At 65.7% G+C, this 25,469-nt stretch carries 23 protein-coding genes and 1 tRNA gene; 15 read left to right on the top strand and 9 right to left on the bottom strand.

Annotation, left to right across the window (positions count from 1 at the left end):
- Window positions 1–12: 12 nt before the first annotated feature.
- From AC1DYK_RS24005 to folC, 3 genes are all read right to left on the bottom strand, one after another.
- On the bottom strand, window positions 13–498 hold the full coding sequence (locus tag AC1DYK_RS24005) for a CvpA family protein (protein WP_478089385.1): 486 nt from the start codon (window positions 496–498) through the stop codon (window positions 13–15).
- A gap of 14 nt (window positions 499–512) precedes the next feature.
- Window positions 513–1,370 (bottom strand): SPOR domain-containing protein, encoded by an 858-nt coding sequence (locus tag AC1DYK_RS24000; RefSeq protein WP_478168561.1) that lies wholly within the window; start codon window positions 1,368–1,370, stop codon window positions 513–515.
- 69 nt (window positions 1,371–1,439) lie between these two features.
- Window positions 1,440–2,747: a bifunctional tetrahydrofolate synthase/dihydrofolate synthase gene (gene folC, locus AC1DYK_RS23995; protein WP_478168583.1), complete on the bottom strand. Its 1,308-nt coding sequence runs from the start codon at window positions 2,745–2,747 to the stop codon at window positions 1,440–1,442.
- Window positions 2,748–2,781: 34 nt separating this feature from the next.
- Here folC and AC1DYK_RS23990 point away from each other — a divergent pair, with 34 nt between their 5' ends.
- From AC1DYK_RS23990 to argG, 4 genes are all read left to right on the top strand, one after another.
- Window positions 2,782–3,135: an ArsC family reductase gene (locus AC1DYK_RS23990; RefSeq protein WP_478168560.1), complete on the top strand. Its 354-nt coding sequence runs from the start codon at window positions 2,782–2,784 to the stop codon at window positions 3,133–3,135.
- A gap of 80 nt (window positions 3,136–3,215) precedes the next feature.
- Window positions 3,216–3,812 carry a hypothetical protein gene (locus AC1DYK_RS23985; protein ID WP_478168559.1) on the top strand — a complete coding sequence of 199 codons (597 nt, stop codon included), beginning with the start codon at window positions 3,216–3,218 and terminating at the stop codon, window positions 3,810–3,812.
- Between the two features lie 127 nt (window positions 3,813–3,939).
- On the top strand, window positions 3,940–4,263 hold the full coding sequence (gene ppnP / locus AC1DYK_RS23980) for a pyrimidine/purine nucleoside phosphorylase (protein WP_478168558.1): 324 nt from the start codon (window positions 3,940–3,942) through the stop codon (window positions 4,261–4,263).
- Window positions 4,264–4,278: 15 nt separating this feature from the next.
- Window positions 4,279–5,619: an argininosuccinate synthase gene (argG, locus tag AC1DYK_RS23975; RefSeq protein ID WP_478168557.1), complete on the top strand. Its 1,341-nt coding sequence runs from the start codon at window positions 4,279–4,281 to the stop codon at window positions 5,617–5,619.
- Window positions 5,620–5,625: 6 nt separating this feature from the next.
- On the opposite strand, the gene murB is transcribed toward argG, so the two are convergent.
- Window positions 5,626–6,678, bottom strand: a complete 1,053-nt coding sequence (murB, locus tag AC1DYK_RS23970) for a UDP-N-acetylmuramate dehydrogenase (RefSeq protein ID WP_478168556.1) — start codon at window positions 6,676–6,678, stop codon at window positions 5,626–5,628.
- A gap of 76 nt (window positions 6,679–6,754) precedes the next feature.
- Between murB and AC1DYK_RS23965 the strand changes: the two genes are divergently transcribed.
- Both AC1DYK_RS23965 and AC1DYK_RS23960 read left to right on the top strand, forming a co-directional pair.
- Window positions 6,755–7,240, top strand: coding sequence for a YajQ family cyclic di-GMP-binding protein (locus AC1DYK_RS23965; protein WP_442284064.1), 486 nt, complete (start codon window positions 6,755–6,757; stop codon window positions 7,238–7,240).
- A gap of 10 nt (window positions 7,241–7,250) precedes the next feature.
- Window positions 7,251–7,889 carry a retropepsin-like aspartic protease family protein gene (locus tag AC1DYK_RS23960; RefSeq protein WP_478168555.1) on the top strand — a complete coding sequence of 213 codons (639 nt, stop codon included), beginning with the start codon at window positions 7,251–7,253 and terminating at the stop codon, window positions 7,887–7,889.
- A gap of 57 nt (window positions 7,890–7,946) precedes the next feature.
- On the opposite strand, the gene AC1DYK_RS23955 is transcribed toward AC1DYK_RS23960, so the two are convergent.
- The 4 genes from AC1DYK_RS23955 to AC1DYK_RS23940 form a co-directional block, all read right to left on the bottom strand.
- Window positions 7,947–8,300: a RidA family protein gene (locus AC1DYK_RS23955; RefSeq protein WP_478168554.1), complete on the bottom strand. Its 354-nt coding sequence runs from the start codon at window positions 8,298–8,300 to the stop codon at window positions 7,947–7,949.
- A 10-nt stretch (window positions 8,301–8,310) separates the two neighbouring features.
- Window positions 8,311–8,940, bottom strand: coding sequence for a glycerol-3-phosphate 1-O-acyltransferase PlsY (gene plsY / locus AC1DYK_RS23950; protein ID WP_478089396.1), 630 nt, complete (start codon window positions 8,938–8,940; stop codon window positions 8,311–8,313).
- A gap of 34 nt (window positions 8,941–8,974) precedes the next feature.
- On the bottom strand, window positions 8,975–9,466 hold the full coding sequence (locus AC1DYK_RS23945) for an aminoacyl-tRNA deacylase (protein WP_478168553.1): 492 nt from the start codon (window positions 9,464–9,466) through the stop codon (window positions 8,975–8,977).
- A gap of 249 nt (window positions 9,467–9,715) precedes the next feature.
- Window positions 9,716–10,777 (bottom strand): aldo/keto reductase, encoded by a 1,062-nt coding sequence (locus tag AC1DYK_RS23940; protein WP_478168552.1) that lies wholly within the window; start codon window positions 10,775–10,777, stop codon window positions 9,716–9,718.
- Window positions 10,778–10,864: 87 nt separating this feature from the next.
- Here AC1DYK_RS23940 and AC1DYK_RS23935 point away from each other — a divergent pair, with 87 nt between their 5' ends.
- From AC1DYK_RS23935 to AC1DYK_RS23895, 9 genes are all read left to right on the top strand, one after another.
- Window positions 10,865–11,782, top strand: coding sequence for an alpha/beta fold hydrolase (locus AC1DYK_RS23935; protein ID WP_478168551.1), 918 nt, complete (start codon window positions 10,865–10,867; stop codon window positions 11,780–11,782).
- Window positions 11,783–11,876: 94 nt separating this feature from the next.
- Window positions 11,877–12,981 (top strand): peptide chain release factor 2 gene (gene prfB / locus AC1DYK_RS23930; protein WP_442284071.1). Its coding sequence is split into 2 segments (ribosomal slippage): window positions 11,877–11,957 and window positions 11,959–12,981, totalling 1,104 coding nucleotides; the frame shifts between segments, so codons are not numbered across the junction.
- A gap of 158 nt (window positions 12,982–13,139) precedes the next feature.
- Window positions 13,140–13,823, top strand: coding sequence for an HAD family hydrolase (locus AC1DYK_RS23925; protein ID WP_478168550.1), 684 nt, complete (start codon window positions 13,140–13,142; stop codon window positions 13,821–13,823).
- On the top strand, window positions 13,810–16,500 hold the full coding sequence (gene pepN, locus AC1DYK_RS23920; protein WP_478168549.1) for an aminopeptidase N: 2,691 nt from the start codon (window positions 13,810–13,812) through the stop codon (window positions 16,498–16,500). Before AC1DYK_RS23925 ends, pepN begins: the two co-directional genes overlap by 14 nt.
- A gap of 21 nt (window positions 16,501–16,521) precedes the next feature.
- Entirely contained in the window at window positions 16,522–17,532 is a 1,011-nt protein-coding gene (locus AC1DYK_RS23915; protein ID WP_477650560.1) for a class 1 fructose-bisphosphatase, read from the top strand.
- Between the two features lie 11 nt (window positions 17,533–17,543).
- Window positions 17,544–17,619 (top strand) — tRNA-Thr (locus tag AC1DYK_RS23910).
- Window positions 17,620–17,939: 320 nt separating this feature from the next.
- Window positions 17,940–18,917: a hypothetical protein gene (locus tag AC1DYK_RS23905; protein ID WP_478168548.1), complete on the top strand. Its 978-nt coding sequence runs from the start codon at window positions 17,940–17,942 to the stop codon at window positions 18,915–18,917.
- Between the two features lie 602 nt (window positions 18,918–19,519).
- Complete coding sequence (locus tag AC1DYK_RS23900) at window positions 19,520–19,972, top strand: hypothetical protein (RefSeq protein ID WP_478168547.1); 453 nt, start codon at window positions 19,520–19,522, stop codon at window positions 19,970–19,972.
- A gap of 104 nt (window positions 19,973–20,076) precedes the next feature.
- Window positions 20,077–20,820, top strand: a complete 744-nt coding sequence (locus AC1DYK_RS23895) for a hypothetical protein (RefSeq protein WP_478168546.1) — start codon at window positions 20,077–20,079, stop codon at window positions 20,818–20,820.
- A gap of 463 nt (window positions 20,821–21,283) precedes the next feature.
- On the opposite strand, the gene AC1DYK_RS23890 is transcribed toward AC1DYK_RS23895, so the two are convergent.
- Entirely contained in the window at window positions 21,284–25,159 is a 3,876-nt protein-coding gene (locus AC1DYK_RS23890) for a hypothetical protein (protein WP_478168545.1), read from the bottom strand.
- Window positions 25,160–25,469: the final 310 nt, after the last annotated feature.

The following is a 25,469-nucleotide window of genomic DNA, read 5'->3' as shown; positions in this document are numbered from 1 at the left end:
GAAGCGATCCTCTCAGGGCAGGTAGCTTGCCAACTTTTCAGGCAGCGCGGGTTTCAGGCCCTGCAATGCCGCATCGAGAACAATGGCGCTGTGCGATTCGTGCCACCAGGCACTGTCGCTCAACGCCAGCAAATGAACAACCACCGCGACCGCGAGCAGCGCCAGCGCGCCGCGCGCCACGCCGAACATGCCGCCGAGGATCCGGTCCACCGGCCGCAGCCCGATCGCCGCGACCAGCTTGCGCGTCAGCGCCGCCAGCAAGCCGACGCCGAAGGCCACGCCCACGAACACCAGCACGAAACCGGCCGCATAGCGCCAGCTCGCCTCGGGGTCGCCGATGGGCAGCCAGCGGCCGACGTCCTCCGCCAGCCACTGCGCGGCCACGAATGCCACCACCCAGCCCGCCAGCGAGATGACCTCGAACACCAGCCCGCGCACCAGGCCCAGCAGCATCGACACCACGAGCAGCGCGACGGCAATCCAGTCGAGCGTGGCCACGTCGGTCAGCGAGCCTACAAGCTGAGGACGGCGGCCGACAAAGACAAGCCCTTGACCTTGCCGGCGGCCCGGTCGGCCTCGGCCCGCGAGCTGAAGGGGCCGACACGCACACGCGTGCGCTCGCCATCGGCCGTCTTCGCCACGGAGGTGTAGGTCTTGAGCCCGGCTTTTTCAAGTTTCTGGCGCACTTCCCGGGCCTTGTCCGCGTCCGCGAACGCACCGACCTGGACCACGAAGCGGCCGTTGTCGTCGTCGGGCTTGGCGGCGGCGGCCGCCACGGCGGTGGGCTTGCCTTCGAGCAGCGCGCGGGCGCGGGCCGCGTCGTCGGCCGACTCCGGCTTCGGCGTGGCGAGCTTGGGTTCAGGCTTGGGTTCGGGCTTGGGCTTGGGCTCGGTCTTGGCTTCGGCCTTCGGCTTGGGTTCGGGCTTGGCCTCGGCCTTGGGCGCCGGCTTGTCGGGCACAGGGTCGGAGCGGGTCTCGGCGACCGGCGCGGCCGATGCCAGCTTGCCCGGCGGGATTTCGGTGCCGTCGGCGGTCTCGGTGATCATGCCGCCGCCCGAAGATGCGGGCGCAGCGGCGACCGGCTTGTCGGTGCTGGCGGCGGCCGGCGCCGGGGGCGTCGGCAGGGCCAACGGCTTGGCCTTGGTGCGGTCAGGGATCTCGATCGGAATGTCGACCGAGATCGGGCGCGGCTGGGTGTCGAACAGGAGCGGGAACCCGATCACGCCGACCAGCACCAGGACGGCGGCGCCAAGCAGCCGATGCCGCGCGCGGCGCCGCATCGCTTCGATGCTCTCCGCCGGCGCGGCGGCGACGGCGCTTCGCCCTTCGTTGCCCTGAGGACCGCGTGTGCGGAACTTGAAGAACGCCATGAAATTCGTTTTCCTGATGGGTGCAGCGTGCGGTTGAAACGGGAAGAAGGCGCCGGAAATCAGGCTGTTTCAGGAGCCGGGAGACAGGTGCCTGGCTCCCAGACGGGGTGTTCCGTGCTCGAGCACACCACCCACGGTGAAGAACGATCCGAAGACGACGATTCTATCAGCGGGGTCCGCGCGATCGATGGCCGCCTGGAGCGCCTCCATGGGCGCGCCGTGGACGCTGGCCGAGACGTCGCTGCGCTTGTTCTGCGCCTGCCAGCGCAGGATCAGGTCGTCGGCCCTGGCGGCGCGCGCGGTCGGCAGGTCGGTGAAGTACCAGCGGTCGATCATCGGCCCGATGCGCGCGAACATCGGCCCCACGTCCTTGTCCGCCATCACGCCGAAGACGGCGTGCGTGGTCGGATAGAAGCCCATCGCGTCGAGGTTTTCGGCCAGCGCGGCCACCGCATGCGGGTTGTGAGCGACGTCGAGCACCAGCGCCGGCTCGCCCGGCACGATCTGGAAACGCCCGGGCAGCTCGACCATCGCGAGTCCGTTGCGCACCGCCTGGGCCGTGGTCGGCAGCCGCTGGCGCAGCGATTCGAGCGCCGCCAGCACCCCGGCTGCGTTGACCAGCTGGTTGGCGCCGCGCAGGGCCGGGTAGGCCAGCCCGCTGTAGCGCCGGCCGCGTCCGCTCCAGCCCCATTGCTGCTGATCGCCCATCACGTTGAAGTCGCGGCCGACGCGCCAGAGATCGGCGCCGATCGCTTCGGCATGGTCGACCACGCTCTGCGGCGGCACCGGGTCGCTGACGATCGCGGGCCGGCCGGCGCGCATCACGCCGGCCTTCTCGAAACCGATGCTCTCGCGGTCGGGGCCCAGGAAGTCCATGTGGTCGAGGTCGATGCTGGTGATGACGGCGCAGTCGGCATCGACGATGTTGACCGCATCCAGCCGCCCGCCCAGGCCGACCTCGAGGATCGCAGCGTCGGGCCTAGCTGCAGCCATGCACAGCAGGATCGCCAGCGTGGTGAATTCGAAGTAGGTCAGCGCGATGTCGCCGCGGCCCTGCTCCACCTGCTCGAAGAACGGCGCCAGCACGGCGCCGTCGACCGCCTCGCCGGACAGCCGCAGCCGCTCCTCGAAGCGCACCAGGTGGGGCGACGTGAACACCGCCGTGCGGTAGCCCGCGTGCGTGAGGATCGACTCGAGCATCGCGCAGGTCGAGCCCTTGCCGTTGGTGCCGGCCACCGTGATGACCGGGCAGTCGAAGGCCAGGCCCAGGCGCACGGCGACCGTGCGGACCCGGTCGAGCCCGAGTTCGATGTTCTTGGGATGCAGGTGCTCGGCGTGTGCCAGCCAGTCTTCTAGGGTTTTCATGGAGCCCGGAATTGTCGCCGACCGGGGCCGCGGGCATCATCGCCAGATGACAACCCTTTACGGCATCCCCAACTGCGACACCGTCAAACGCGCCCGCGCCTGGCTGGCCGACCACAACGTCGCCTACAGCTTCCACGATTTCAAGAAGGACGGCGTGCCCGAGACCGAACTCGACCGCTGGCTCGCCACACCGGGCTGGGAAGCCCTGGTCAACCGCCGCGGCACCACCTGGCGGCGGCTCGACGACGCCACCCGGGAGTCGGTGGTCGATGCGGCTTCGGCCCGCGCCGTCCTGCTCGCCAACCCGAGCCTGATCAAGCGCCCGGTGGTCAACTGGGGGGCCGGCCGGGACGTTACGACCGGGTTCGACGCCAACGAGTGGAATGGCCACGCTTTGTAAATCATTGAACCCCGGGCGCCGATGGGCCTCCAACGAACTTGCGCGAAGCGCCCCCGCCCGGGGATTCCAGGAGATTTGACATGACCACAAGAAACATTCGCACCGTATCCGCCCTGACCCTGCTGGCCGCCCTGGCCGGATTCGCCACACTGGCCCAGGCCGAACAGGTGCAGGCGCGGGTGATCTCGACCTCGCCGGTCACCGAATCGAACGGCAGCATCCGCTACAACGTGACCTACGAGTACGCGGGCCGCCAATACAACACGCGCGTCAACACCCCGCCCGGCGCCAGCATCTGGGTCGACGCCGGCGCCTACGGCATCGCGACCCCTTCGCCGGTGGCACCGCAGTCTCAACTGGCGGCGAATCCCGCCTATGCCCCGCAGGAGCAACTGCAGCAGCAGCAGCAGCAGCAGCAGCAGCAGCAGCCGGATTGGAGCAACGTGGTGCCCGAACCGGGCATCGTGGTGTCGGGCCGCGGCGCGCCCCCGCCGCCGGTCTACGCCCCGTCGGCGCAGGTCTATGCCCCGGCCCCGGTGTATGTGCAGCCCGCCCCCGTGTACCCGTACTACCCGGCGCCGGCCTACTACCCCGCGCCGGCCTACGCCTACCCGCCGATCGGCATCTCGCTGGGCTTCGGCTATTCGCGCGGCTGGGGCGGCGGCCGCTGGCGCTGATCGCGGTATCGAGCCGGCGGCCGGCCGGCGAGCCTAAAATCACGGGCTTTGCAACTTGAGGCACGAGCGCGCCTGCCAAGGCGCGCCGCAACCTGCCGAGCGCCACCCGCGCCAGCCCCTCCTACCCATGAGCACTACCGAATCCCTCCAGAGCGCCACGGTCTCGACCAAGGCCAATGTGTATTTCGACGGCAAATGCGTGAGCCACAACCTGACGCTGGCCGACGGCAGCAAGAAGTCGGTGGGCGTGATCCTGCCGTCGACCCTGACCTTCAACACCGGCGCGCCGGAGATCATGGAAGGCGCGGGCGGCCGCTGCGAGTACCTGCTCGCGGGCAGCAGCGAATGGGTGGGCTCAGGCGCGGGTGAGAAATTCAGCGTGCCCGGCAACTCCAGCTTCCAGATCCGCGTCAGCGGCGAGCCCTACAGCTACATCTGCCACTTCGGCTGAACCGGAAATCCGAGCATGTCCTCCACCATCCTCCAGAACGTTCCCGCCGGCCAGAAGGTCGGCATCGCCTTCTCGGGCGGCCTCGACACCAGCGCGGCCCTGCACTGGATGCGCAACAAGGGCGCCGTCCCCTATGCCTACACCGCCAACCTGGGCCAGCCCGACGAGCCCGACTACGACGAGATCCCGCGCAAGGCGATGCTCTACGGCGCCGAGAAAGCGCGCCTGATCGACTGTCGCACGCAATTGGCCGCCGAAGGCCTGGCCGCGCTGCAGGCCGGCGCCTTCCACGTGACCACGGCCGGCCTGACCTACTTCAACACCACGCCGCTCGGCCGCGCGGTCACCGGCACCATGCTGGTCTCGGCGATGAAGGAGGACGATGTCCACATCTGGGGCGACGGCAGCACCTACAAGGGCAACGACATCGAGCGCTTCTACCGCTACGGCCTGCTGACCAACCCGGCGCTGAAGATCTACAAGCCCTGGCTGGACCAGACCTTCATCGACGAACTCGGCGGCCGCACCGAGATGTCGGAGTTCATGCAGAAGGCCGGCTTCGCCTACAAGATGTCGACCGAGAAGGCCTATTCGACCGACTCGAACATGCTCGGCGCCACGCACGAGGCCAAGGACCTCGAGCACCTGAACAGCGGCATGAAGATCGTGCAGCCGATCATGGGCGTCGCCTTCTGGAAGGACGAAGTCGAAGTCAAGCGGGAAGAAGTCACCGTGCGCTTCGAGGACGGTCGCCCGGTCGCCCTCAACGGCGTCGAGTACCCGAGCCTGGTCGAGCTGCTGCTCGAAGCCAACCGCATCGGCGGCCGCCACGGCCTGGGCATGAGCGACCAGATCGAGAACCGCATCATCGAGGCCAAGAGCCGCGGCATCTACGAGGCGCCCGGCCTGGCGCTGCTGTTCATCGCCTACGAGCGCCTGATCACCGGCATCCACAACGAGGACACGATTGAGCAGTACCGCGAAAGCGGCCGCCGCCTGGGCCGCCTGCTCTATCAAGGCCGCTGGTTCGACCCGCAGGCCATCATGCTGCGCGAGACCGCGCAGCGCTGGGTGGCGCGCGCGATCACCGGCGAAGTCACGGTCGAGCTGCGCCGCGGCAACGACTACTCGATCCTGAACACCGCCTCGGCGAACCTGACCTACAAGCCCGAGCGGCTGAGCATGGAAAAGGTCGAAGGCGCATTCACGCCGCTCGACCGCATCGGCCAGCTGACCATGCGCAACCTCGACATCATCGACACGCGCGACAAGCTGGCGATCTACACGCAGACGGGTTTGCTGTCGACCAGCCAGGGCGCGTCGCTGCCCCAATTGAAGAACGACGACAAGAGCTGAACGGCTCTAGACGACCACGGGTTCCGGCTCCAGCCGGATCCCGAAGCGCTCGTAGACGCTGGTCTGGATCGCCTTGGCCAGCGTCATCACCTCACCGCCCGTGACCGGGTTGGCCTTGCCGCCCCGGTTCACGAGCACCAGCGCCTGGCGCTCGTAGACGCCGGCATTGCCCACCGACTTGCCTTTCCAGCCGCAGGCATCGATCAGCCAGCCGGCCGCCAGCTTGATGCTGCCATCGGCCATCGGGTAGTGAACGATCTTGGGGTCGCGGGCAATGATGTCGGCGCACTGCTCCGGCGTCACGGTCGGGTTCTTGAAGAAGCTGCCGGCGTTGCCCAGCACGCGCCAGTCGGGCAGCTTGGCGCGGCGGATGGCGCAGATCCAGTCGAAGATGTCCATCGCGCTCGGCGTGAAATTGCCGGTTTCGTCCATCTTGCGTTCGAGGTCGAGGTAGCCGAGCACCGGTTTCCACGGCTTGGGCAGCCGAAAGCGCACCCGCGTGATCAGCGCCCTGCCCGCGAGCCCGAAATCGTTGTCGCCGCTGGCCAGGTGCTTGAACACCGAATCGCGGTAGCCGAAGGCGCACTGGGCGGCATCGAGCGTGAAGGCGCGGCCGGTCTGCAGGTCGATGGCATCGAGCGACTCGAAGCGGTCCTGCAACTCGACCCCGTAGGCGCCGATGTTCTGCACCGGCGAACCGCCCACGGTGCCGGGGATGAGCGCCAGGTTCTCGAGGCCCGGAAAACCCTGGTCGAGCGTCCAGCGCACGGTGTCGTGCCAGACCTCGCCGGCGCCGGCCTCGACGATCCAGGCCTTGGAGCTTTCCTCGACCAGCCGCAAGCCCTTGATTTCCACCTTGAGCACCAGCGGCTTGACGTCGCCGGTCAGCACGATGTTGCTGCCGCCGCCGAGGACGAACTTGGGCGCATCGCGCCATTGCGCGTCGGCCAGCAGCGCCGCGACGTCGGCTTCGCCGGTGATGCGCACCAGGTGCTGGGCGCGCGCGACGATGCCAAAGCTGTTGTGCTGCTGCAGCGGTACGTTGTGCTCCACGATCATGGGAGAATTGTCTCATTCGCACGCCGCGCGACACTGCGCGCGGCGCATTCCTTTTTTTGTTGCTGCCGGAGCCTTCATGCCGTCTTTCGACACCGTTTGTGAACCCAACTTGCCCGAGGTCAAGAATGCGGTCGAGAACACCGCCAAGGAAATCGGCACGCGCTTCGACTTCAAGGGCACCGCCGCCGCGGTCGAGCTCAAGGACAAGGAAATCACCATGATCGGCGACGCCGAGTTCCAGCTCGTGCAGGTGGAGGAAATCCTGCGCAGCAAGCTCACCAAGCGCAGCGTCGACGTGCGCTTCCTCGACAAGGGCGACGTCCAGAAGATCGGCGGCGACAAGGTCAAGCAGGTCATCAAGGTCAAGAACGGCATCGAGTCCGAGACCGCGAAGAAGATCCAGCGCCTGATCAAGGACAGCAAGCTCAAGGTGCAGGCCGCGATCCAGGGCGACGCGGTGCGCATCACCGGCGCCAAGCGCGACGACCTGCAGGCGGCCATGGCACTCATCAAGAAGGACGTGCCCGACATGCCGCTCTCCTTCAACAATTTCCGCGACTAGCCCCCGCCCGATGAAGGCGCTCATTCCGCTGCTGCTCGCCGCAGGCTGCACCTTCGCGCACGCCCAGTCGGTGACGCTGACCGGCACCATCGGCAGCCGCGCGATCCTGATCGTGAACGGCGGGGCGCCCAAGACGCTGGCCGTCGGCGAGGCCTTCCAGGGCGTGAAACTGGTGTCGCTGCAGGGCGAACAAGCCACGGTCGAGGCCGGCGGCAAGCGCGTCGCGCTGCGCATGGACACGCCGGTGAGCATCGGCGGCAACGGCGGCTCCGGGGGCGGCGGCACCCGCATCGTGCTGCCGGTGAGCAGCGGCGGGCATTTCATGGCGCAGGGCGCGATCAATGGCCGCGCGGTCAGCTTCATGCTCGACACCGGTGCCACCACCATCGCGATGTCGGCCGCCGACGCGCAGCGCATCGGACTCGATTTCAGCAAGGGCCAGCCGGTGCGCATGAACACCGCCAACGGCATCGCGCCGGGCTATCGCCTGCGGCTCGCCTCGGTGCGGGTCGGCGACGTCGAGGTCTACGACGTCGAAGCCATCGTCTCGGAGCAGCCGATGCCCTACATCCTGCTGGGCAACAGCTTCATCAGCCGCTTCTCGATGCGCCGGGACGCCGACCAGATGGTCCTTGAGAAGCGCTTCTGATCAGTTGAGGACAGAGCAAAAACTGCTGCGCAGTTTCTTGGTCTGTCCCGCAATGTCTCAAGCTACGGCTGCGGTCACGACGATCTCTATCTTGTAGCCCTGCTTGGCCATCGCGGCCTGCACGGTCGCGCGCGGCGGCGTGTTGCCGGCCGGGATCCAGGCGTCCCACACCTCGTTCATCGCGGCGATGTCCGTGATGTCGGAGAGGAAGATCTGCGTCATCAGGATGCGCGACTTGTCGCTGCCGGCCTCGGCCAGCAGGCGGTCGACCATCGCCAGGACCTGCGCGGTCTGGCCGCGGATGTCCTGCGACAGGTCGTCGGGCACCTGGCCCGCGAGGTAGATCGTGCCGTTGTGGACCGCGGTCTCGCTGAGGCGGGGACCGACATGAAAGCGCTGGATGGTGGCCATGGGTTGTTTCCTATTTTTTGGATCCGAGCCTGGACTCGGTGCCGGCGGCAAGCCGGCGGATGTTCTCGCGATGACGCCAGACCAGCAACAGGCTGATCGACACCAGCGCCAGCAGCACCACGAGATCGAGTGGCCAGGCGATCTGGCCGCCGATCAGATAGTAGGCCGGCGCGAAGAACGCCGCCACGATGGAGGCCAGCGACGAGTAGCGGAAGAAGACCGCGATGATCAGCCAGGTGGCGCCGGTCGCCAGGCCCAGCAGCGGGCTGATGCCGAACAGCGCACCGGCCGCGGTCGCCACGCCCTTGCCGCCCTGGAAGCCGAAGAACACCGGGTAGAGGTGCCCGAGGAAAGCAGCCAGCCCGGCCACCGCCGCGGTGCCGGGGCCCATGTCCCAGGCGGCCCCGAATTGCTGGATCAGGAACACCGGCAGCCAGCCCTTGAGCGCGTCGAGCAGCAGCGTCGTGAGCGCGGCGCCCTTGTTGCCCGAGCGCAGCACGTTGGTGGCGCCCGGGTTCTTGCTGCCATAGCTGCGCGGGTCGGCCATGCCGAGCGTCTTGCTGACGATCACGGCGAAGGACAGCGATCCCAGCAGGTAGGACAGGACGATCGCGATCAACGAGGGGAAATAGGAACTCACGGTGTCTCCGGACGCCTCCGGTCGAGGCAACCGGCTATTCTGCCAGCGCGCACTGCACCGGCTTGGCGCCGAGCAGGCCGAGGCACACCTGGGGATCGATGCCCACGAGGTAGCCGCGGCGCCCGCCGTTGATCGCGATGCGCGGCAGTTCGAGGATCGTCGACTCGATGTAGACCGGCATCGCGCGCCGCGTGCCGAAGGGCGAGGTGCCGCCGACCAGGTAGCCGCTGTGCCGGTTGGCGACTTCGGGCTTGCAGGGCTCGACCGACTTGGCGCCGATCTGCCGCGCCAGGTTCTTGGTCGACACCGTGCGGTTGCCGTGCATCAGCACGAGCAGCGGCCTGGCGTCCTGGTCCTGCATCACGAGCGTCTTGACCACGGTGAAAGGGTCGAGCCCGAGCACCTCGGCGCTGTGCTGGGCGCCGCCGTGCTCGAGGTACTCGTAGGGATGCTCGGTGAAGGCGATGCCGTTCGCCCGCAGCAGCTGGGTGGCGGGGGTTTCGGAGACGTGGGTCTTCTTGGCCACGGTTTCTAGTCAGTGGTCCACTACCCGAACGCGTGACCCGCGATGCATGAAACCGGCGCAGCCGAATGCCAGGGATACCGCGGAACCGGCTTTGCCGGGCCGCTGGTATCGCCCCCTTGAGGGGCTGAGGTCCGCGGCTCCAAGCCTGCCTGCGCAGGCTTGGACGGACCCGAAGAGCCGCTGCCTCTGGCAGCGACTCGGGGCGCCGCAGGCGCTTCGGGGGTGTTTCATCCTCTGTCCCGCAAGGTCTCAGGCAGCCGGGTCGCGCAACTCCCAGCGGATCTTGTCGATCTCCGCCAGCAGCTCGGGCGACAGCGTGGTGCCCCAGGCGTCGAGATCCTCGTCGAGCTGGGCGACCGAGGTCACGCCGATGATGGTGCTCGCCACCTGCCACTTGGTGTAGCAGAAGGCCAGCGCCAGTTGCGCCGGCGTGAGCCCGTGCTCGCGGGCCAGCGCGTTGTAGCGGCGCGCCGCCTTCAGCGCATCCGGGCGGCCCCAGCGCTGCTTGCGCACCGACTCGTAGCTCGAGATGCGCGCGCCCTTGGGCGCCTCCGGGCCCTCGGTGCCGCTCTGGTCGTACTTGCCGGTCAGCAGGCCGAAGGCCAGCGGCGAATAGGCCAGCAGCGAGACGCCCAGGCGGTGCATGGTTTCGTCCAGGCCGTTTTCGAGCGCACGGCTGATCAGGCAATACACGTTCTGCACCGTGGCCACGCGCGGCAGGCCATGCTGCTCGGCCAGGCGCACGAACTCGTGCACGCCGTAGGGCGTCTCGTTCGACAGCCCGATCGCGCGCACCTTGCCGGCCTTGACCAGCTTGCCCAGCGCTTCGAGCTGGTCGTGGATCGGGGTGGTCGAGCTTTCCCGCTTCGGGTCGTAGTAGATCTGGCCGAAGGCCGGCACGTGGCGCTCCGGCCAGTGGATCTGGTAGAGATCGATGACGTCGGTCTTGAGCCGCTTCAGGCTGGCTTCGCAGGAAGCGGCGATGTCGGCCGGCGTCATGCCGCTGCCCTCGCGCACCCAGGGCATGCCGCGCGACGGGCCCGCGACCTTGGTCGCCAGCACGAGCTTTTGGCGCGCGCCCGGATTCTTGTCGAACCAGTGGCCGATGATGGTTTCGGTGGCGCCGAAGGTCTCCTTGCGCGCCGGCACCGCGTACATCTCGGCGGTGTCGATGAAGTCGACCCCGCGCTCGAGCGAACGGTCGAGGATGGCGTGGGCGGTGGCCTGGTCGACCTGCTCGCCGAAGGTCATGGTGCCGAGGCAGATCGGCGTGACGTGGAGGTCGCTCTGACCAAGCTGGATTTTTTGCATGGGCGAAATGCTACCCGCTGAGGCGAAGGCGTGTCGTGTCGTGCAGTCGACTGCATGGCCCGGCCCGGGTCCGTATCATCGGACGCGATGTACCAAGCCCTCCGTGCCTCGCGCAGCGAGTTCGTCCCCGTCCGCCACCTCAGCTACCACGTGCGCCTGTGGGGCGAGCCCTCCGCCTCCCGGCCGCCGCTGGTGCTGATGCACGGCTGGATGGACGTCGCGGCCTCCTGGCAGTTCGTGGTCGATGCGATGGCCGAGGAGCGCTTCGTGGTCGCGGCCGACTGGCGCGGCTTCGGCCTCACCGAGGGCGGCCGCGTCGACAACTACTGGATGCCCGACTACCTGGCCGACCTCGACTGGCTGCTGGACCACTACGCCGGCGACACCCCGGTCGACCTGGTCGGCCACAGCATGGGCGGCAACGTGGTCATGCAGTACGCCGGCGTGCGGCCGCAGCGCGTGCGCCGCCTGATCAACCTCGAAGGCTTCGGCATGCCCGCGCTGAAGCCCGAGCAGGCGCCGGAACGCTTCGGCAAGTGGATCGACGAGCTCAAGCGCCTGCACCGCGGCGAAATGGCGCTGGCCAGCTATCCGGGCGTCGACGGCGTGGCGCGCCGGCTCATGAAGACCAACCCGCGCCTGACGCCAGACAAGGCCGACTGGCTGGCCGCCCACTGGTCGGCCGGCCGGCCGCACGCCGAGGGCGGCGAACGCTGGGAAATCCTGGGGGATCCGGCCCACAAGATCATCAACGCCAACCTGTTCCGGGTCGACGAGATGCTGGCGCTGTATGCGGCCATTGCCGCGCCGCTGCTGGCGGTCGAGGCCTCGGACGACAGCCTCGGCCAGTGGTGGAAGGGCCGCTACACGCTGGACGAATACCACGAGCGCCTGAAAAGCGTGCCCAACGCGCGCATCGCGCGGGTCGAGGGTGCCGGCCACATGCTGCACCACGACCAGCCCGCCGCGGTGGCCCGGCTGATCGAGGATTTTCTTTCGTCCTGAAGGCCGCCCCGGGCCCCCTCCCCCCTCTCCGGAACCGGGCCATGCCCGGCATGAGAAAATCCCCGGTTTTCCCCGAACACCGTCAGGACACCCCATGGATGCAGAGCAAATCAACCAAATCGGCGCAACTCTCGCGGACCTGAGCGCCCGCACGGTCGATTTACGGAGGTATCTTTGACTACGATGCCAAAGCCGAACGCCTGAGGACGGTCAACGCGTCGCTCGAAGACCCCAACGTCTGGAACGACCCCAAGAAGGCCCAGGAACTGGGCCGCGAAAAGAAGTCGCTCGACGACGTCGTGGTGACGCTCGACCGCCTCACCAGCGGCCTGTCCGACAACACCGAACTCTTCGAGATGTCGAAGGAGGACGGCGACATGGACGGCCTGCAGGCCATCGCCGATGACGCCGCCAAGCTCGAAGCCGACATCAAGCAGCTCGAATTCCGCCGGATGTTCAACAATCCGGCCGATCCGCTGAACGCCTTCGTCGACATCCAGGCCGGCGCCGGCGGCACCGAGGCCTGCGACTGGGCCAGCATGCTGCTGCGCCAGTACCTGAAGTACGCGGAGCGCAAGGGCTTCAAGACCCAGATCGAGGACGAGACGCCGGGCGACACCGCGGGCATCAAGGGCGCGACCATCAAGGTCGAGGGCGACTACGCCTTCGGCCTGCTGCGCACCGAGACCGGCGTGCACCGGCTGGTGCGCAAGTCGCCCTTCGACTCCTCGGGCGGGCGCCACACCAGCTTCGCGAGCATCTTCGTCTACCCGGAAATCGATGATTCGATCGAGATCGACATCAACCCGTCCGACGTGCGCACCGACACCTTCCGCGCCAGCGGAGCCGGCGGCCAGCACATCAACAAGACCGACTCGGCGGTGCGGCTCACGCACATCCCGACCGGCATCGTGGTGCAGTGCCAGGACGGCCGCAGCCAGCACAGCAACCGCGACGTCGCCTGGAAGCGCCTGCGCTCGCGCCTGTACGACCACGAGATGCGCAAGCGCCAGGAAGAGCAGCAGAAGCTCGAAGACAGCAAGACCGACGTCGGCTGGGGCCACCAGATCCGCAGCTACGTGCTGGACAACAGCCGCATCAAGGACCTGCGCACCAACGTCGAGATCTCGGCGACGCAGAAGGTGCTGGACGGCGACCTCGATGCCTTCATCGAAGCCTCGCTGAAACAGGGCGTGTAGATGAAGCCCACCCCCAGGCTTGCCCACTTCGTGTGGCCGCACACCCCCTCGCCGGGGGCAACACCGGCGGCCCGGCAAAGCCGGTTCCGCGGTGTTCCTGGCCTCGGCCGCGCCGGCGCTCTGCGTCGCGGATCGATCGACAACTTGGGGGTTTCCGAATGAGGACTCTGCACAAGGTGCAAGCCCTGATCTTCGACATGGACGGCACCATGGTCGACTCCATGCCCTGGCACGCCAGGGCATGGGTCGAGTACGGCGTGCGCCACGGGATCGAGATCGACGTCCCGCATTTCATGCGCCGGACCACCGGCCGCACCGCCTTCGAATGCGCCTGCGAGCTCATGGGCCGCGAGGTGAGCGAGGCCGAGAGCGCCGAGATCACCCACCGCAAGGAATCGATCTACCGCGAGCTCTTCGGCGCCCAGTTCCGCGAGGTGCCGGGCTTCAGCGCCTTCAATCGCGCCGCGGTCGCGCGCGGGCTGAAGGTGGCGGTCGGCACCGCGGGCGACAAGCACAACATCGCCTTCACGATGTCCAACCTGCGGCCCGACCCGGCGCCGCTGGCGATCGTGGGCGGCGACGAGGGGCTGCCCGGCAAGCCTCAGCCGGCGATCTTCCTCGAGGCCGCGCGCCGCATCGGCGTCGAGCCCTCGCGCTGCATCGTCTTCGAGGATGCGCCCTTCGGCATCGAGGCCGCGCGTCGCGGCGGCATGCTCGCGGTGGCGGTCTGCACCACCCACAGCGCCTCTGAACTCGCGGGGCCGCATGTCATCGCGGCCGTGCGCGACTACGACGAACTGAATAACTCAAACTTCCTGGAGACACTCGATGCTGCTGCGTGATGCCCAAGGCCAACCGATCGCGATCCGTCGCGAGGATTACAGCGCTCCGGCCTACTGGATCGACACGGTCGAGCTGACCTTCGATCTCGACCCCGCCAAGACGCGGGTGCTCAACCGCATGCGGCTGCGCCGCAACCCCGAGGTGGCGCCCGAGCCGCTGCGCCTCGACGGCGACGAGCTCAACCTGGCGCGCGTGCTGGTCGACGGCCAGGGCGCATCGTTCCGCATGGAAGCCGAGCAGCTGGTGATCGACAACCTGCCCGACACCTTCGAGCTCGAGATCTTCACCACCTGCTGTCCGATCAAGAACACCAAGCTCATGGGCCTGTTCGTGAGCGAGGACACCTTCTTCACGCAGTGCGAGGCCGAAGGCTTCCGCCGCATCACCTACTTCCTCGACCGGCCCGACGTGATGTCGAGCTACACCGTGACGCTGCGCGCCGCCAAGGCCGCCTACCCGGTGCTGCTGTCGAACGGCAACCTGGTCGAGCAGGGCGAGCTGCCCGAGGGCCGCCACTTCGCCAAGTGGGTCGACCCCTTCCGCAAGCCCTGCTACCTGTTCGCGCTGGTGGCCGGCAAGCTGGTGGCGCGCGAGCAGCGCATCAAGGCGCGCAACGGCCGCGACCATCTGCTGCAGGTGTACGTGCGCGCCGGCGATCTCGACAAGACCGAGCACGCGATGAATTCGCTCGTCAACTCGGTGCTGTGGGACGAAGCCCGCTTCGGCCTGCCGCTGGACCTCGACCGCTTCATGATCGTCGCCACCAGCGACTTCAACATGGGCGCGATGGAGAACAAGGGCCTGAACATCTTCAACACGAAGTACGTCCTGGCCAACCAGGCCACCGCCACCGACGCCGACTACGGCAACATCGAAAGCGTGGTCGGCCACGAGTACTTCCACAACTGGAGCGGCGACCGCGTGACCTGCCGCGACTGGTTCCAGCTCTCGCTCAAGGAAGGCCTCACGGTCTTCCGCGACCAGGAGTTCAGCCAGGACCTGTGCGCCGACGCCTCGGCACGCGCGGTCAAGCGCATCGAGGACGTGCGCGTGCTGCGCACCGCACAGTTCCCCGAGGACGCGGGCCCGATGGCCCACCCGGTGCGGCCCGACAGCTACATCGAGATCAGCAACTTCTACACCGTCACCATCTACGAAAAGGGTGCCGAGGTGGTGCGCATGATGCAGACGCTGGTCGGCCGCAAGGGCTTCGAGCGCGGCATCACGCTGTATTTCGAGCGCCACGACGGCCAGGCCGTGACCTGCGACGACTTCGCGCAGGCCATCGCCGATGCCAACCCCGAGACCGAGCTCGCGCGCCTGCTGCCGCAGTTCAAGCGCTGGTACAGCCAGGCCGGCACGCCGCGCCTCGCCGCCCATGGCGTCTATGACTCGGCGGCGCGCAGCTACACGCTGAGCATCGTGCAGAGCTGCGCGCCCACGCCGGGCCAGCCGGCCAAGGATCCGTTCGTGATCCCGGTCAACGTCGGCCTGCTGGGCGCCGATGGCCGCGAGCTGCCTCTGCGGCTCGAAGGCGAGGCCGAGGCCACGCAGGGCACGCGCACCCTGGTGCTCACGCGCGCCGGCGAGCAGTTCACCTTCGTCGATATCGACGCCGAGCCGGTGCCTTCGATCCTGCGCGGCTTCAGCGCGCCGGTGATCCTCGACTACGCCTACAGCGACGCCCAGCTGCTGACCCTGCTGGCCAACGACCCGGACCCCTTCAACCGCTGGGAAGCCGGCCAGCGCCTGGCGCTGCGCGCCGCCGTGCGCGCGATCGCCGAGCCGGCCGCGGCCCACGAGCAGCCGCTCGACGCCGCCTTCGTCGACGCGATGCGCAGCGTGCTGCGCCATCCGCAGCTCGATGCCGCGTTCAAGGAACTGGTGCTCACCCTGCCTTCCGAAACCTACATCGCGGAGCAGCTCGACGTCGTCGATCCGCAGCGCGTCCATGTGGTGCGCGAGGCGATGCGGGCGCAGCTCGCGACCGCGCTGTTCGCCGACTGGGAACAGGCCTACGAGCAGAACCGCGACACCGGCGCCTACCAGCCCGACCCGGTCTCCTCGGGCCGGCGCGCGCTGGCGGGCATCGCCCTCACCCACCTGTGCCTCGCGGCGCGCGCCTCGGACGACACCGTGTGGCCCGGCAAGACGCTGCAGCGCTTCAAGGACGCGGGCAACATGACCGACCGCTTCAATGCGCTCAACGCACTGGTGTCGTCGGGCCATGCGCTGGCGGCGCAGGCGCTGGCGCGCTTCCACGAGATCTTCAAGGACGAGGCGCTGGTGATCGACAAGTGGTTCTCGCTGCAGGCCGGCGCCCCCGACCGCGGCGGCGACATCCTGCCGCTGGTCAAGCAACTCATGAAGCACCCGGACTTCTCGATCAAGAACCCGAACCGCGCCCGCAGCGTGATCTTCAGCTACTGCAGCGGCAATCCGGGTGCCCTGCACCGCCCCGACGCGGCCGGCTACGTGTTCTGGAGCGACCGCGTGATCGAGCTCGACGCCATCAACCCGCAGGTCGCGGCCCGCCTGGCGCGCGCGCTCGACCGCTGGAGCAAGCTGGCCGAGCCCTACCGCAGCGCCGCGCGCGAAGCCATCGCCCGCGTCGCCGCCCGGCCCGACCTGAGCAAGGACACGCACGAGGTCGTGACCCGCGCGCTGTCCAACTGACCCCATCAAGGACCCAAATACATGGCCCAACAGAAGATATCCCTCACCCGCTACCTGGTCGAGCAGCAACGCGCCGACGGCCTGATCCCCGGCCAGCTGCGCCTGCTGCTCGAAGTGGTCGCGCGCGCCTGCAAGAGCATCAGCCAGGCGGTCAACAAGGGGGCGCTCGGCGGCGTGCTCGGCACCGCCGAGAGCGAGAACGTGCAGGGCGAGATCCAGAAGAAGCTCGACATCATCGCCAACGAGGTGCTGATCGAGGCCAACGAATGGGGCGGCCACCTGGCGGCCATGGCCAGCGAGGAAATGGACAGCATCTACGTGGTGCCCAACCGCTACCCGCAGGGCGAATACCTGCTGCTGTTCGATCCCCTGGACGGCTCCAGCAACATCGACGTCAACGTGAGCATCGGCACCATCTTCAGCGTGCTCAAGAAGCCCGACGACACGCCCGGCGTGCAGGAAGGCGACTTCCTGCAGGCGGGCAACAGGCAGGTGGCGGCCGGCTACTGCATCTACGGCCCGCAGACCACGCTGGTGCTGACCGTGGGCAGCGGCGTCGCGATGTTCACGCTCGACCGCGAGCAGGGTTCCTTCATGCTGACGCAGGAGGACATCCAGATCCCGGCCGACACCAAGGAATTCGCGATCAACATGAGCAACATGCGGCACTGGGACGCCCCGGTGAAGCGCTACATCGACGAATGCCTGGCCGGGAAAGATGGCCCGCGTGGCAAGGACTTCAACATGCGCTGGATCGCCAGCATGGTGGCCGACGTGCACCGCATCCTGATGCGCGGCGGCGTCTTCATGTACCCCTGGGACAAGCGCGAGCCCGAGAAGGCCGGCAAGCTGCGCCTGATGTACGAAGCCAACCCGATGAGCTGGCTGGTCGAGCAGGCCGGCGGCGCCTCGACCAACGGACGCAAACGCATCATGGACCTGGAGCCGAGCAAGCTCCATGAACGCGTGGCTGTGGTGTTGGGGTCGAAAAACGAGGTCGAGCGGCTGACCGGCTATCACGATCCGCTATAATCATAGGCTTAGCCGGTGTAGCTCAGTCGGTAGAGCAGCTCATTCGTAATGAGAAGGTCGGGTGTTCGATTCATCTCTCCGGCACCATGTACAGCAAGGCCTCGTTGCTATTCAAATGATAGCAACGAGGCCTTTCTTATGGGTGATGTAATGGCCGATGTAAGAGGATTTCTGGTGCATCGATACCGAGCCCGCGGGCAAGGAGTACATCTTGAGCATGCTGACGATCGACGTTGCATCCGAGCTACGGCAGAAGCTCGCCACGCTCACGCGATGTCGGCTAGCGTTTCGCAGCCACCTCGCGGACGGGGCGGCGTGACGATTGCGCCAGGCTCCGCCTCGTTGAGGTCATCCATGGTGTCTAACGGCTGGCAGTTGTTTTCACTTGGTGGAATTGAGCGCCGACCATGGCTCTGACGATTCGAGGCACCCAGCCCACAAGCGTCTTCGGACTTGCGCACGCGGACGAAAACAGCGCGAGCTTTGCGATGGGTTGGCTCTTGGAACAATGCCCGGCCTTCCGCCAGATCGTGCTGGATGCTGTGTTCGGTCAGCGCTTGGCAAGCGACGACTTTGCGATCACCCTCCAGAAGCACGGCGACGATCGAGGCTACACCGACATCGAAATTCAAGCCGGCCTTGAGTTTCACGTCGTGTTCGAAGCAAAACGCGGTTGGGAAGTGCCCGATACCGTCCAGTTGGAGCGCTATCACCCGCGGTTGATTGCTGGGGGCGCCGCGCACAAGCGCCTCGTCTCGATCAGCGCTGCGGACGCCGACTACGCGCTCCGGCGCCTGCCCGGCGCCATGGGCGACGTTCGTCTGTTTCACCTGTCTTGGACCGACCTTCAGCGCATGTCATCGCATGCATTGCGCATTACCGGAAGTCTCGAGCAAAAACTGTGGCTGCGCCACTTCACACGCCATCTTCGGGAGTTCGTGTCCATGGAACGCTTAACCGACAACAAAGTGTTCGTCGTCTCGCTGGGCTCGGCGCCCATGGTCGACGGCGGCTCGCGCACTTGGATCGATGTGGTCGAGAAGGACGGCTGCTATTTCCATCCCGTGGGCCATCATTGGCCAGTGCAACCCCCGAATTACGTCGGCTTTCGTTACGGTGGAAGGCTCCGGTCGGTGCATCACATCGACAGCTTCCAAGTTGTCGACGACCTCACCGCGGTCAATCCGCTGTGGGTAAAGAACGACCGGGCCAACTTCGTGTATCGCCTCGGCCCAGCCATGCGCCCCGCAATCGAGGTCAAGAATGGCAACGTTGTGCGAGCGATGCGCGTGTGGTGCGCGATTGACACGCTGCTTTCCGGGCAGTTCGAAACCATCAGCGCTGCACGTGACGAAACGCAGCGGCGGCTGGCCGAAATACTTTGAACCTAACGATGCTGGGCGGGCGAACGCGCGATCTACTGGCTCAGCCCGATCGAGGACAACCCTAAATACGTGTGTACTGGATCAATGCCTGCCGCGGTCCGGTTCATCAACGCGACGGCGGGACGGCACCTAAGTCCGCAAGTTTTGCGAACGTATCAAACGAGCCCGCGCTACGCGGGCCCGGCATCAAACACCTCGATCGGCACGATCGCTGCGCTTGCCTTGCTGGTCGGATGCGAGATTCGGGTCGGGCTTCTGCATCCGACTCGTCAGCGGGTGCGTGTCGGCGTAGCGGCCCACACGAGCGCGGATGCGCAAGTGCAGATACGCGTGCACCGGCGAGTAAGACTGGCAAAACTAGCCCGTCGCCTAGAACGACCGGGTGTTGGCACGGCAGATGTCTTGCGTTGCGCATGTCGTCGAGCATGGTTGGCGCAACGCAGAGACCGCTGGTGTCGCTGGGGTCAAACGCGGCGCTCGCGACAGACTTGCCTCGACGCCATTGGCACCGAACTCGCTCATCAGACAGTGTGGATGTGTGGAGGGTGTGGCTGTGCAGACCAGTGCACGGAGAACCGTGAAGGCAGTGTAAGAATCGGCGGATGAGTCCTGAGTTTTCTTCTCGCCACAGGTTCGAGCACTGGCCCAACATCGGGATTCCCCATGTGGCGGCCGGCGTGTATGCCATCTGGGACCAGGACAAGCTGATCTATTGCGGCATGGCTGGGAGGGAGTTTGACAAATCCGTCTCAGCTGGACGAATCAAGGTGGGGCTGGTCAACCGACTAGGTGCGCACGCCAATGGCAGGCTCAGCGGCAACCAGTTCTGCGTCTATGTCGCCAATCGGTTCGTGATCCCGTCGCTGCAGCCTGAGCAGCTACCATTGTTCGCGTCTGGCGCCCTCAACCTCGACAAGCTCACCAAGAAGTACATCCACAACCGGTTGGAGTACCAGTTCGCCATCGCAGAGTCTGCCGCCGATGCCTTCCGCATCGAGCGTGATTGCCGGAACGGCACGACCTTCGGCGCGAAGCCGGTCCTCAATCCGCTCTGACCGAATACCAGGTTCGCGGCTACTGGTTGGCTGGTCGTGGGGGAAAAATCTCGGCCCCCACAATCCGCAGACGGCGGCGAACCGATTGAGCTATTGTCCGACGCATGCTCAACGAACAACAAGCCATCGCTCCCGAGATTCACGGACCTAGACAACGGTGGGACATGTTCGCCTTCCGAGACGCGGTCGCCAAGGTTCGCGGCGAAGAAACTTCCAAGCTTGTCTACCGATTCGCAGTGTCGCTTTCAAAGCGGGTGGCATTTGCCAAGTACCACCACTCCGAGGTTCATCGCCTCATAGCCGATGAACTGGCGGATATGGACTCCGGGACAGCCGCCATGTTCGTGTGGAACCTACAGTCCAAAGCGCCAGATGCACCTGACCGATATCCGGTACTGTCCAGTGAGGCGGCTTTGACGGCGTTCTTTCAATGCCTTCATCCGATCGAAGACTACTTGGCTCACACGATCTACTACAGCCTGGATTTCGATGCCACGGCGAAGACCAGGCTGAAGCCCAGGTACATCGACTTCTTTAATGTCATGGAGAGGTTACGCGCCGGTGGTTTGCGTGATCGAGTGCTCGCGATGCGCGAGGACAAAGAGCTCCAATACGTTAGAGAATTCACGAACCACACCAAGCACAACAACACCATCAATGTCGACGTGGAAGTTTCCTTTGAGGAGCGGAAGCACGGCCTGAGGATTGGTGGGTTCTCACATCACTCAGCCCCGCAGCTCTCGTGTTGGGCCGTACCAAGGCTCGAAGCCGCGTTCTATGCGATGCAGAACCACGCTTTTGGGATTGCGTTCCAACTACATCGGGATCTCAATGCGCTAAGCGCATAGGGGAGCCGGCCAGAGCGGTGACGTCGCCGGCAGGCGTGATCTTGTCGTTGACGAATGCGGCACGACATGCCGGGGTCGGCCAAGAGGCGTCAGCTTGAATCTGGCGGTGGATGGCCGGTAGGGCCGAAAGCAGCCGTTGGAATCGGCGTTGTCGCGATCCCTGAACTTGCGGGGCGAGGAACGCCGACGCCATGCCGCTCAGGTTCCGGCTGCATGAACGCAGAACGGTGTGGGCTTTTTGACCGAGATCAGACGATCAGACTACCAGTCGCGTCAGCGTCCCTGAGCACCCTGACTTCCTAGCTGGCGGCGACTCTCGCAGCGCAGTCTTAAATAGGCCGAAACGCCAGCAGGTGCGTTGCCCGTAACGAACCAGCGCATGGCGACCGTCACACCGCGAGAGATTTTGGCCGTTCGCTGCATAGGATAAGGCCTCGTTTGCTATGCCACCGCCTGCGCCAAACTAGCCCTCGCTCTCGTCCAACTCGCGCTCGACCTCTCTTTGAATGCTGTGCTCGAGCCGCTCCCTATGTTCCTCCAGCCACATTTGGACATTCTCGTTCGTCTCGATCGAAAGCTGTGCGTTGACCGCCTCCAGCTTGCGCCGGTAGTGTTCGCTGGCTGGCCCGCCCCAGCTATCGGTGAAGTTGTTCGCGTGAAGGCACCGCCGAACATCCTCCATATCGCCGTAACGCTCAAGTAGCCGCCGTGCGAACGACGTCGGTTCACCAGGCTGGGAAACGTAGGGCGGACAGTACTCCGCCAGTGTCCTGGCTCGGTACACAGTGTCGGCATCGACCCACTCAAAAACTATTCCCTCCGGAACGACGTCAAGCACCGACGCACCGTCATCACGCTGCGATCGGCCGCCTCGCAACCAACTCAGCATGCGCCACCAAGTGGTAACCCCACCCCGCTGCTCGATCAAACGCTGTGCGATGGCCGCCCACACGACATCTGGCTTCGCTTGCGCAGCGTCGGTCAGGAACTTCAGCGACTCCGGGTGATAACCGGCCGTCACGCTGTTGTCGGCTCCGAAACTCCTGATGCACTGAACCGCAAGCTGCGCTGCGCGGTCAGCGTCAAATCCAAGAAACCGTTTGGCAAGCGCATTCCATTGGTACTGAAGCATGTTGCTCGAGAGGGCACGCTCCCCGCCTTCGACGAACGATGCAGCGTTGAGGGTGCGCTCGATCCGGCGGGACAGCACGCCAATCTCTCCCGGCGCACCGCGCAACCTCCCCAGCAGGATGTCCAGCGTTGCCTCCATCGCCTGCGCATCACCCGCATCCAAAAGCAGGTCGATAGCCCCCGTCAACACATCCTGCGGCAACTGATCGATGATGCCTCCGTAGGTCAGAAGCCTGAAACCCTTCACATCAATCTCGCCACTTCGCGCCAACGCAAGCAGCGACGCAGCGACGCGATCGGTCATCCCGGAGCGCCAGATCAGCCCCATCATCGAGGGCCGCAACACGGGGTCCGCGAGAAGCTCATCCACGAGCTTTTCCCAAACCTCAGCGCGGCTCTCATGATGGGCGGACAGATACCCACCGATGAAATAGTCCGAGCGGTCGGGACCCGCGGCGACCCATGCTGCGCGGATCACGCTCCATAACGCATGATCCTTATCAGCTTGGCCAAGAACCACGCCGAACTGGTACCCGTTCTTGGCCTCTTCGGTCACCAGCCATGAAAGCTCAGACTCCAGCAAAATCGGTGCCGCCAAAGCATCCGCGGCCAGCTGCTCCAGCTCCGGCTTGACTGCGTCAGAAAAGTTGCCGTCGGCATCGAAGTTGTCCTCGATGAGCTTCATGGCTGCTCGCCGGCGCAGCTTGTTTGAGAAGGAGGACTCGGTCAGCTCCGTGCAGATCTCCTCAAGCCGCGCGACGATCTCTTCGGGTAGCTCCTTGCCTTCGTAGTGGAGAGTGGCGACCACCGCTTCGATGGTCACCTCGCGCAACCCCGGCAACGTCGAGGCGCGGCGCAGAAAGGCGATGATCGTCGGGCCGAGCGTCTCCATGCAGACGAGACTGCGAACATGCTCCAGAATGCCCTTGGCCGCCGCGATTGATTCGTCTGGAGGCAGCGTACCGATGGCGCCTTCGAGCAAGGCAACATGGGCCGCGAATGCATCGAAGAGCTCGCCATAGTTCTTCGGGTGCCAACGGTCCGGCAGGCGCCTGAGGCCGATCACCTCGTCGATGGCCGTCCGGCTCATGAACGGATCCAGGCTCTTGCTCAACGCCTGCACGGCGATCTGCCTGCGGAACGACGAATCGCTCGCCAGTAAGCGGCGCAGGTAGTCCGTCTTCGAGCGAGGCGAGAGTTCGGACGCGGCGACGGGGCCATATCCCAGCCCAAACAGAGACACGAATACACCAGTCGCGTTGTTTGACCAGCTTTCGTTCTCGGCTTCTGCCAACAGGAGCAGGCAGTCCGCGGCCTCGAAAAAGGTTTCGGCCGGGACCGCCAGCTGCTCAAGCCTGTGCACGGCCATGCGGCGCCCGTCGCCTATGAACTCCTTGCGAACCTCGACCGTTTCCGCCCCCAAGGCCATGGCAAATCGGCGCAGGGCTACCTTGGGCTTAGCCTGCGCTACTGCGAAAAAAAGACTTGCGCCCCCGGCCGCGCTGAAGCCCGCCAGCGAAGCGAAAGGTCCACCGTCACCCATGAGCCGATCGGCCAGCGCCGTCGCTGCACGCGACTCCTTGGCATATGTGAGCATCTCGTCGAAGTGATCCCGCATACGGCCAACACCGAGGTCATCGCGCAGCGCGACCACATCGATCATGGGCGAGTACAGGTCAAACCAACTCCGCCACATGGCTACGTGCAGGAGCTTGGGCGAGATCAGCAGCGTTCGAATGCCCTGCAGCACCCGCTTGCGTCGCAGCGCCTCGACGGCGCTGGCCAGTCGGTGCGGGGAGAAGCCGCTGTCCAGCTTCTTTAGCACTGCCAGCACCGCACCTTGGGTCGCTGCGCCTTCCGCTGTCTCCCATGCGACCTGCCGGAACAGCGCGAGGGTACGGATTACCGCCAGCTTCTCTCGTCCCTCTGCAGACGCGACCTTGTGAGGGGCGCAGACGACGAGATCCCACAAGCCATCCAAGTGCGCCAACTGCTGCGCCGGCTGCTCCTCAGGGTGCGCTTTCATATACTGGCCAAGTCGGTGCGCCGCACGGGGCGACCCCTCACACAGCGTTGCCAGCCAGTTTGCACCGTCAACGGGGATGTCGTAGCTTCTAAAAATCTCCGCGATCACCGTCTGCTCCAGTGGCGGAACGTCAATGAGCTCCACGTTGGCATGCGCTGAAGTGGACTCAGCCACATTGTCGGCAGACAGCAGCAGCATCTTGCTCGCCCGACGCTTGAAGAGCGCAGTCAGCTCCTCGGCTGTTTCGAGGCTGCATTCGTCGGCAACCAGAATGATGGTCGTGTCCGCCGCCATTCTCGTTAACGTCGCAAGAGGCCTGCTCATTACGGCATCCTCGGGATCGCGACAGTACAGAACACAGCCTTTGAGCTTGGACTCACTCAATGCGCGGTAGATGAGATGGGTTTTTCCTGCGCCTGCATCGCCCAGAACGCGCACGTGCTTGAACCCGCTCAATCCGTCAGCGACCTGGGTGATCTGCTCCGCGGCGAGCGTCAGGGCCGCGGTGGGCTGGTAACCGCCGAACTCCAGGTCACAACATTCCGCCATGAAGCTGATGTCTTGGAACACAGCACGGTCAAAGCCCTCCACCCGGTTCAGCTGCAAGGCGATACCGGGCGCGAGCATCTTGATGGCAGCGCACAACTGGTTGGCACGGACGATACGAACGTCGACCGCCCCGAATGCAGGATCGATGGCGGCCATGAAGTCTTTGATCTGCTTCACGCCATGGTCGTCAGACGTACCGACCAGATCCGTACCGAAGAGAACGACCACAAAGGTGGCGCCGCTCTCGAAGCAGTTGAGCACGCGAGGCTGGAGTTGCTCCTTGGTGCGCTGGTGTTCACCGGCCACATACTTGGGCTGCACGAGCAAGGAGCGGATGTCTGACGGCGTCGAAGCCGAAAACTTGCCGGTTTTGATCTGGTAGCAAGTTCGACCGGTCGAGATCAGGCCGCCCGGCAGTTGCGACCCGGACAGGGTTGCAACCTCAGCATCGATGCCGCCATCGGCAACGTTGATGTCAGCAGGAACATCGACGCCCGAAATGGGAACGCCAACCCTTGCAGCCTCGATCACCAACAATTGTCGAAAAAGATCCACGGCTTGCTGCGCGTTGATCTTTGCCAAGTCGTCGGTATTGACGTCGAAAGGTCCAGCGGTATCGGTCGGTAGGGTCATTCCTGCCTCTTTGGTGAGCCGGCTAGTGTCTCATGCACCGCAGTCCGAACGCCTGCGGTCTGCAGTGCTTCCGCGCCGTTGGAACCGTCGGGTTCACGCACCGCTACGACCCGGGCGTGATCGAGGCTGTGGAGACAGTTGCTAGGGGCATTGCGGTACGGCTGCCCTTAGAGACGCGCCGCGACGCTGCCTGCGATCGGCAACGATCCGGCGCAGACCAGTCGTCGATGCTCGCAATCCAACCGACCGCAACGGGCCATCGCAGTCCTCGCTCTGGAATCGCCGGCGACCGCTATGCAGCCCAGTGCAG

It is taken from the genome of Variovorax sp. P2_H12, assembly GCF_056403395.1.
This window is presented reverse-complemented; position numbering and strand designations above follow the sequence as displayed.

What these genes read in the sequence shown, in the direction of transcription:
- AC1DYK_RS23925 (WP_478168550.1), top strand. Translation starts at nt 13,140, where the DNA reads ATGAGGACTCTGCACAAGGTGCAAGCCCTGATCTTCGACATGGACGGC.
- murB (WP_478168556.1), bottom strand. Translation starts at nt 6,678, where the DNA reads ATGATCGTGGAGCACAACGTACCGCTGCAGCAGCACAACAGCTTTGGC.
- AC1DYK_RS23940 (WP_478168552.1), bottom strand. Translation starts at nt 10,777, where the DNA reads ATGCAAAAAATCCAGCTTGGTCAGAGCGACCTCCACGTCACGCCGATC.
- AC1DYK_RS23905 (WP_478168548.1), top strand. Translation starts at nt 17,940, where the DNA reads ATGGCTCTGACGATTCGAGGCACCCAGCCCACAAGCGTCTTCGGACTT.
- AC1DYK_RS23985 (WP_478168559.1), top strand. Translation starts at nt 3,216, where the DNA reads ATGACCACAAGAAACATTCGCACCGTATCCGCCCTGACCCTGCTGGCC.
- AC1DYK_RS23935 (WP_478168551.1), top strand. Translation starts at nt 10,865, where the DNA reads ATGTACCAAGCCCTCCGTGCCTCGCGCAGCGAGTTCGTCCCCGTCCGC.
- AC1DYK_RS23960 (WP_478168555.1), top strand. Translation starts at nt 7,251, where the DNA reads ATGAAGGCGCTCATTCCGCTGCTGCTCGCCGCAGGCTGCACCTTCGCG.
- AC1DYK_RS23890 (WP_478168545.1), bottom strand. Translation starts at nt 25,159, where the DNA reads ATGACCCTACCGACCGATACCGCTGGACCTTTCGACGTCAATACCGAC.
- AC1DYK_RS23955 (WP_478168554.1), bottom strand. Translation starts at nt 8,300, where the DNA reads ATGGCCACCATCCAGCGCTTTCATGTCGGTCCCCGCCTCAGCGAGACC.
- AC1DYK_RS23900 (WP_478168547.1), top strand. Translation starts at nt 19,520, where the DNA reads ATGAGTCCTGAGTTTTCTTCTCGCCACAGGTTCGAGCACTGGCCCAAC.
- argG (WP_478168557.1), top strand. Translation starts at nt 4,279, where the DNA reads ATGTCCTCCACCATCCTCCAGAACGTTCCCGCCGGCCAGAAGGTCGGC.
- AC1DYK_RS23965 (WP_442284064.1), top strand. Translation starts at nt 6,755, where the DNA reads ATGCCGTCTTTCGACACCGTTTGTGAACCCAACTTGCCCGAGGTCAAG.
- AC1DYK_RS23915 (WP_477650560.1), top strand. Translation starts at nt 16,522, where the DNA reads ATGGCCCAACAGAAGATATCCCTCACCCGCTACCTGGTCGAGCAGCAA.
- ppnP (WP_478168558.1), top strand. Translation starts at nt 3,940, where the DNA reads ATGAGCACTACCGAATCCCTCCAGAGCGCCACGGTCTCGACCAAGGCC.
- AC1DYK_RS23895 (WP_478168546.1), top strand. Translation starts at nt 20,077, where the DNA reads ATGCTCAACGAACAACAAGCCATCGCTCCCGAGATTCACGGACCTAGA.
- pepN (WP_478168549.1), top strand. Translation starts at nt 13,810, where the DNA reads ATGCTGCTGCGTGATGCCCAAGGCCAACCGATCGCGATCCGTCGCGAG.
- AC1DYK_RS24000 (WP_478168561.1), bottom strand. Translation starts at nt 1,370, where the DNA reads ATGGCGTTCTTCAAGTTCCGCACACGCGGTCCTCAGGGCAACGAAGGG.
- AC1DYK_RS23990 (WP_478168560.1), top strand. Translation starts at nt 2,782, where the DNA reads ATGACAACCCTTTACGGCATCCCCAACTGCGACACCGTCAAACGCGCC.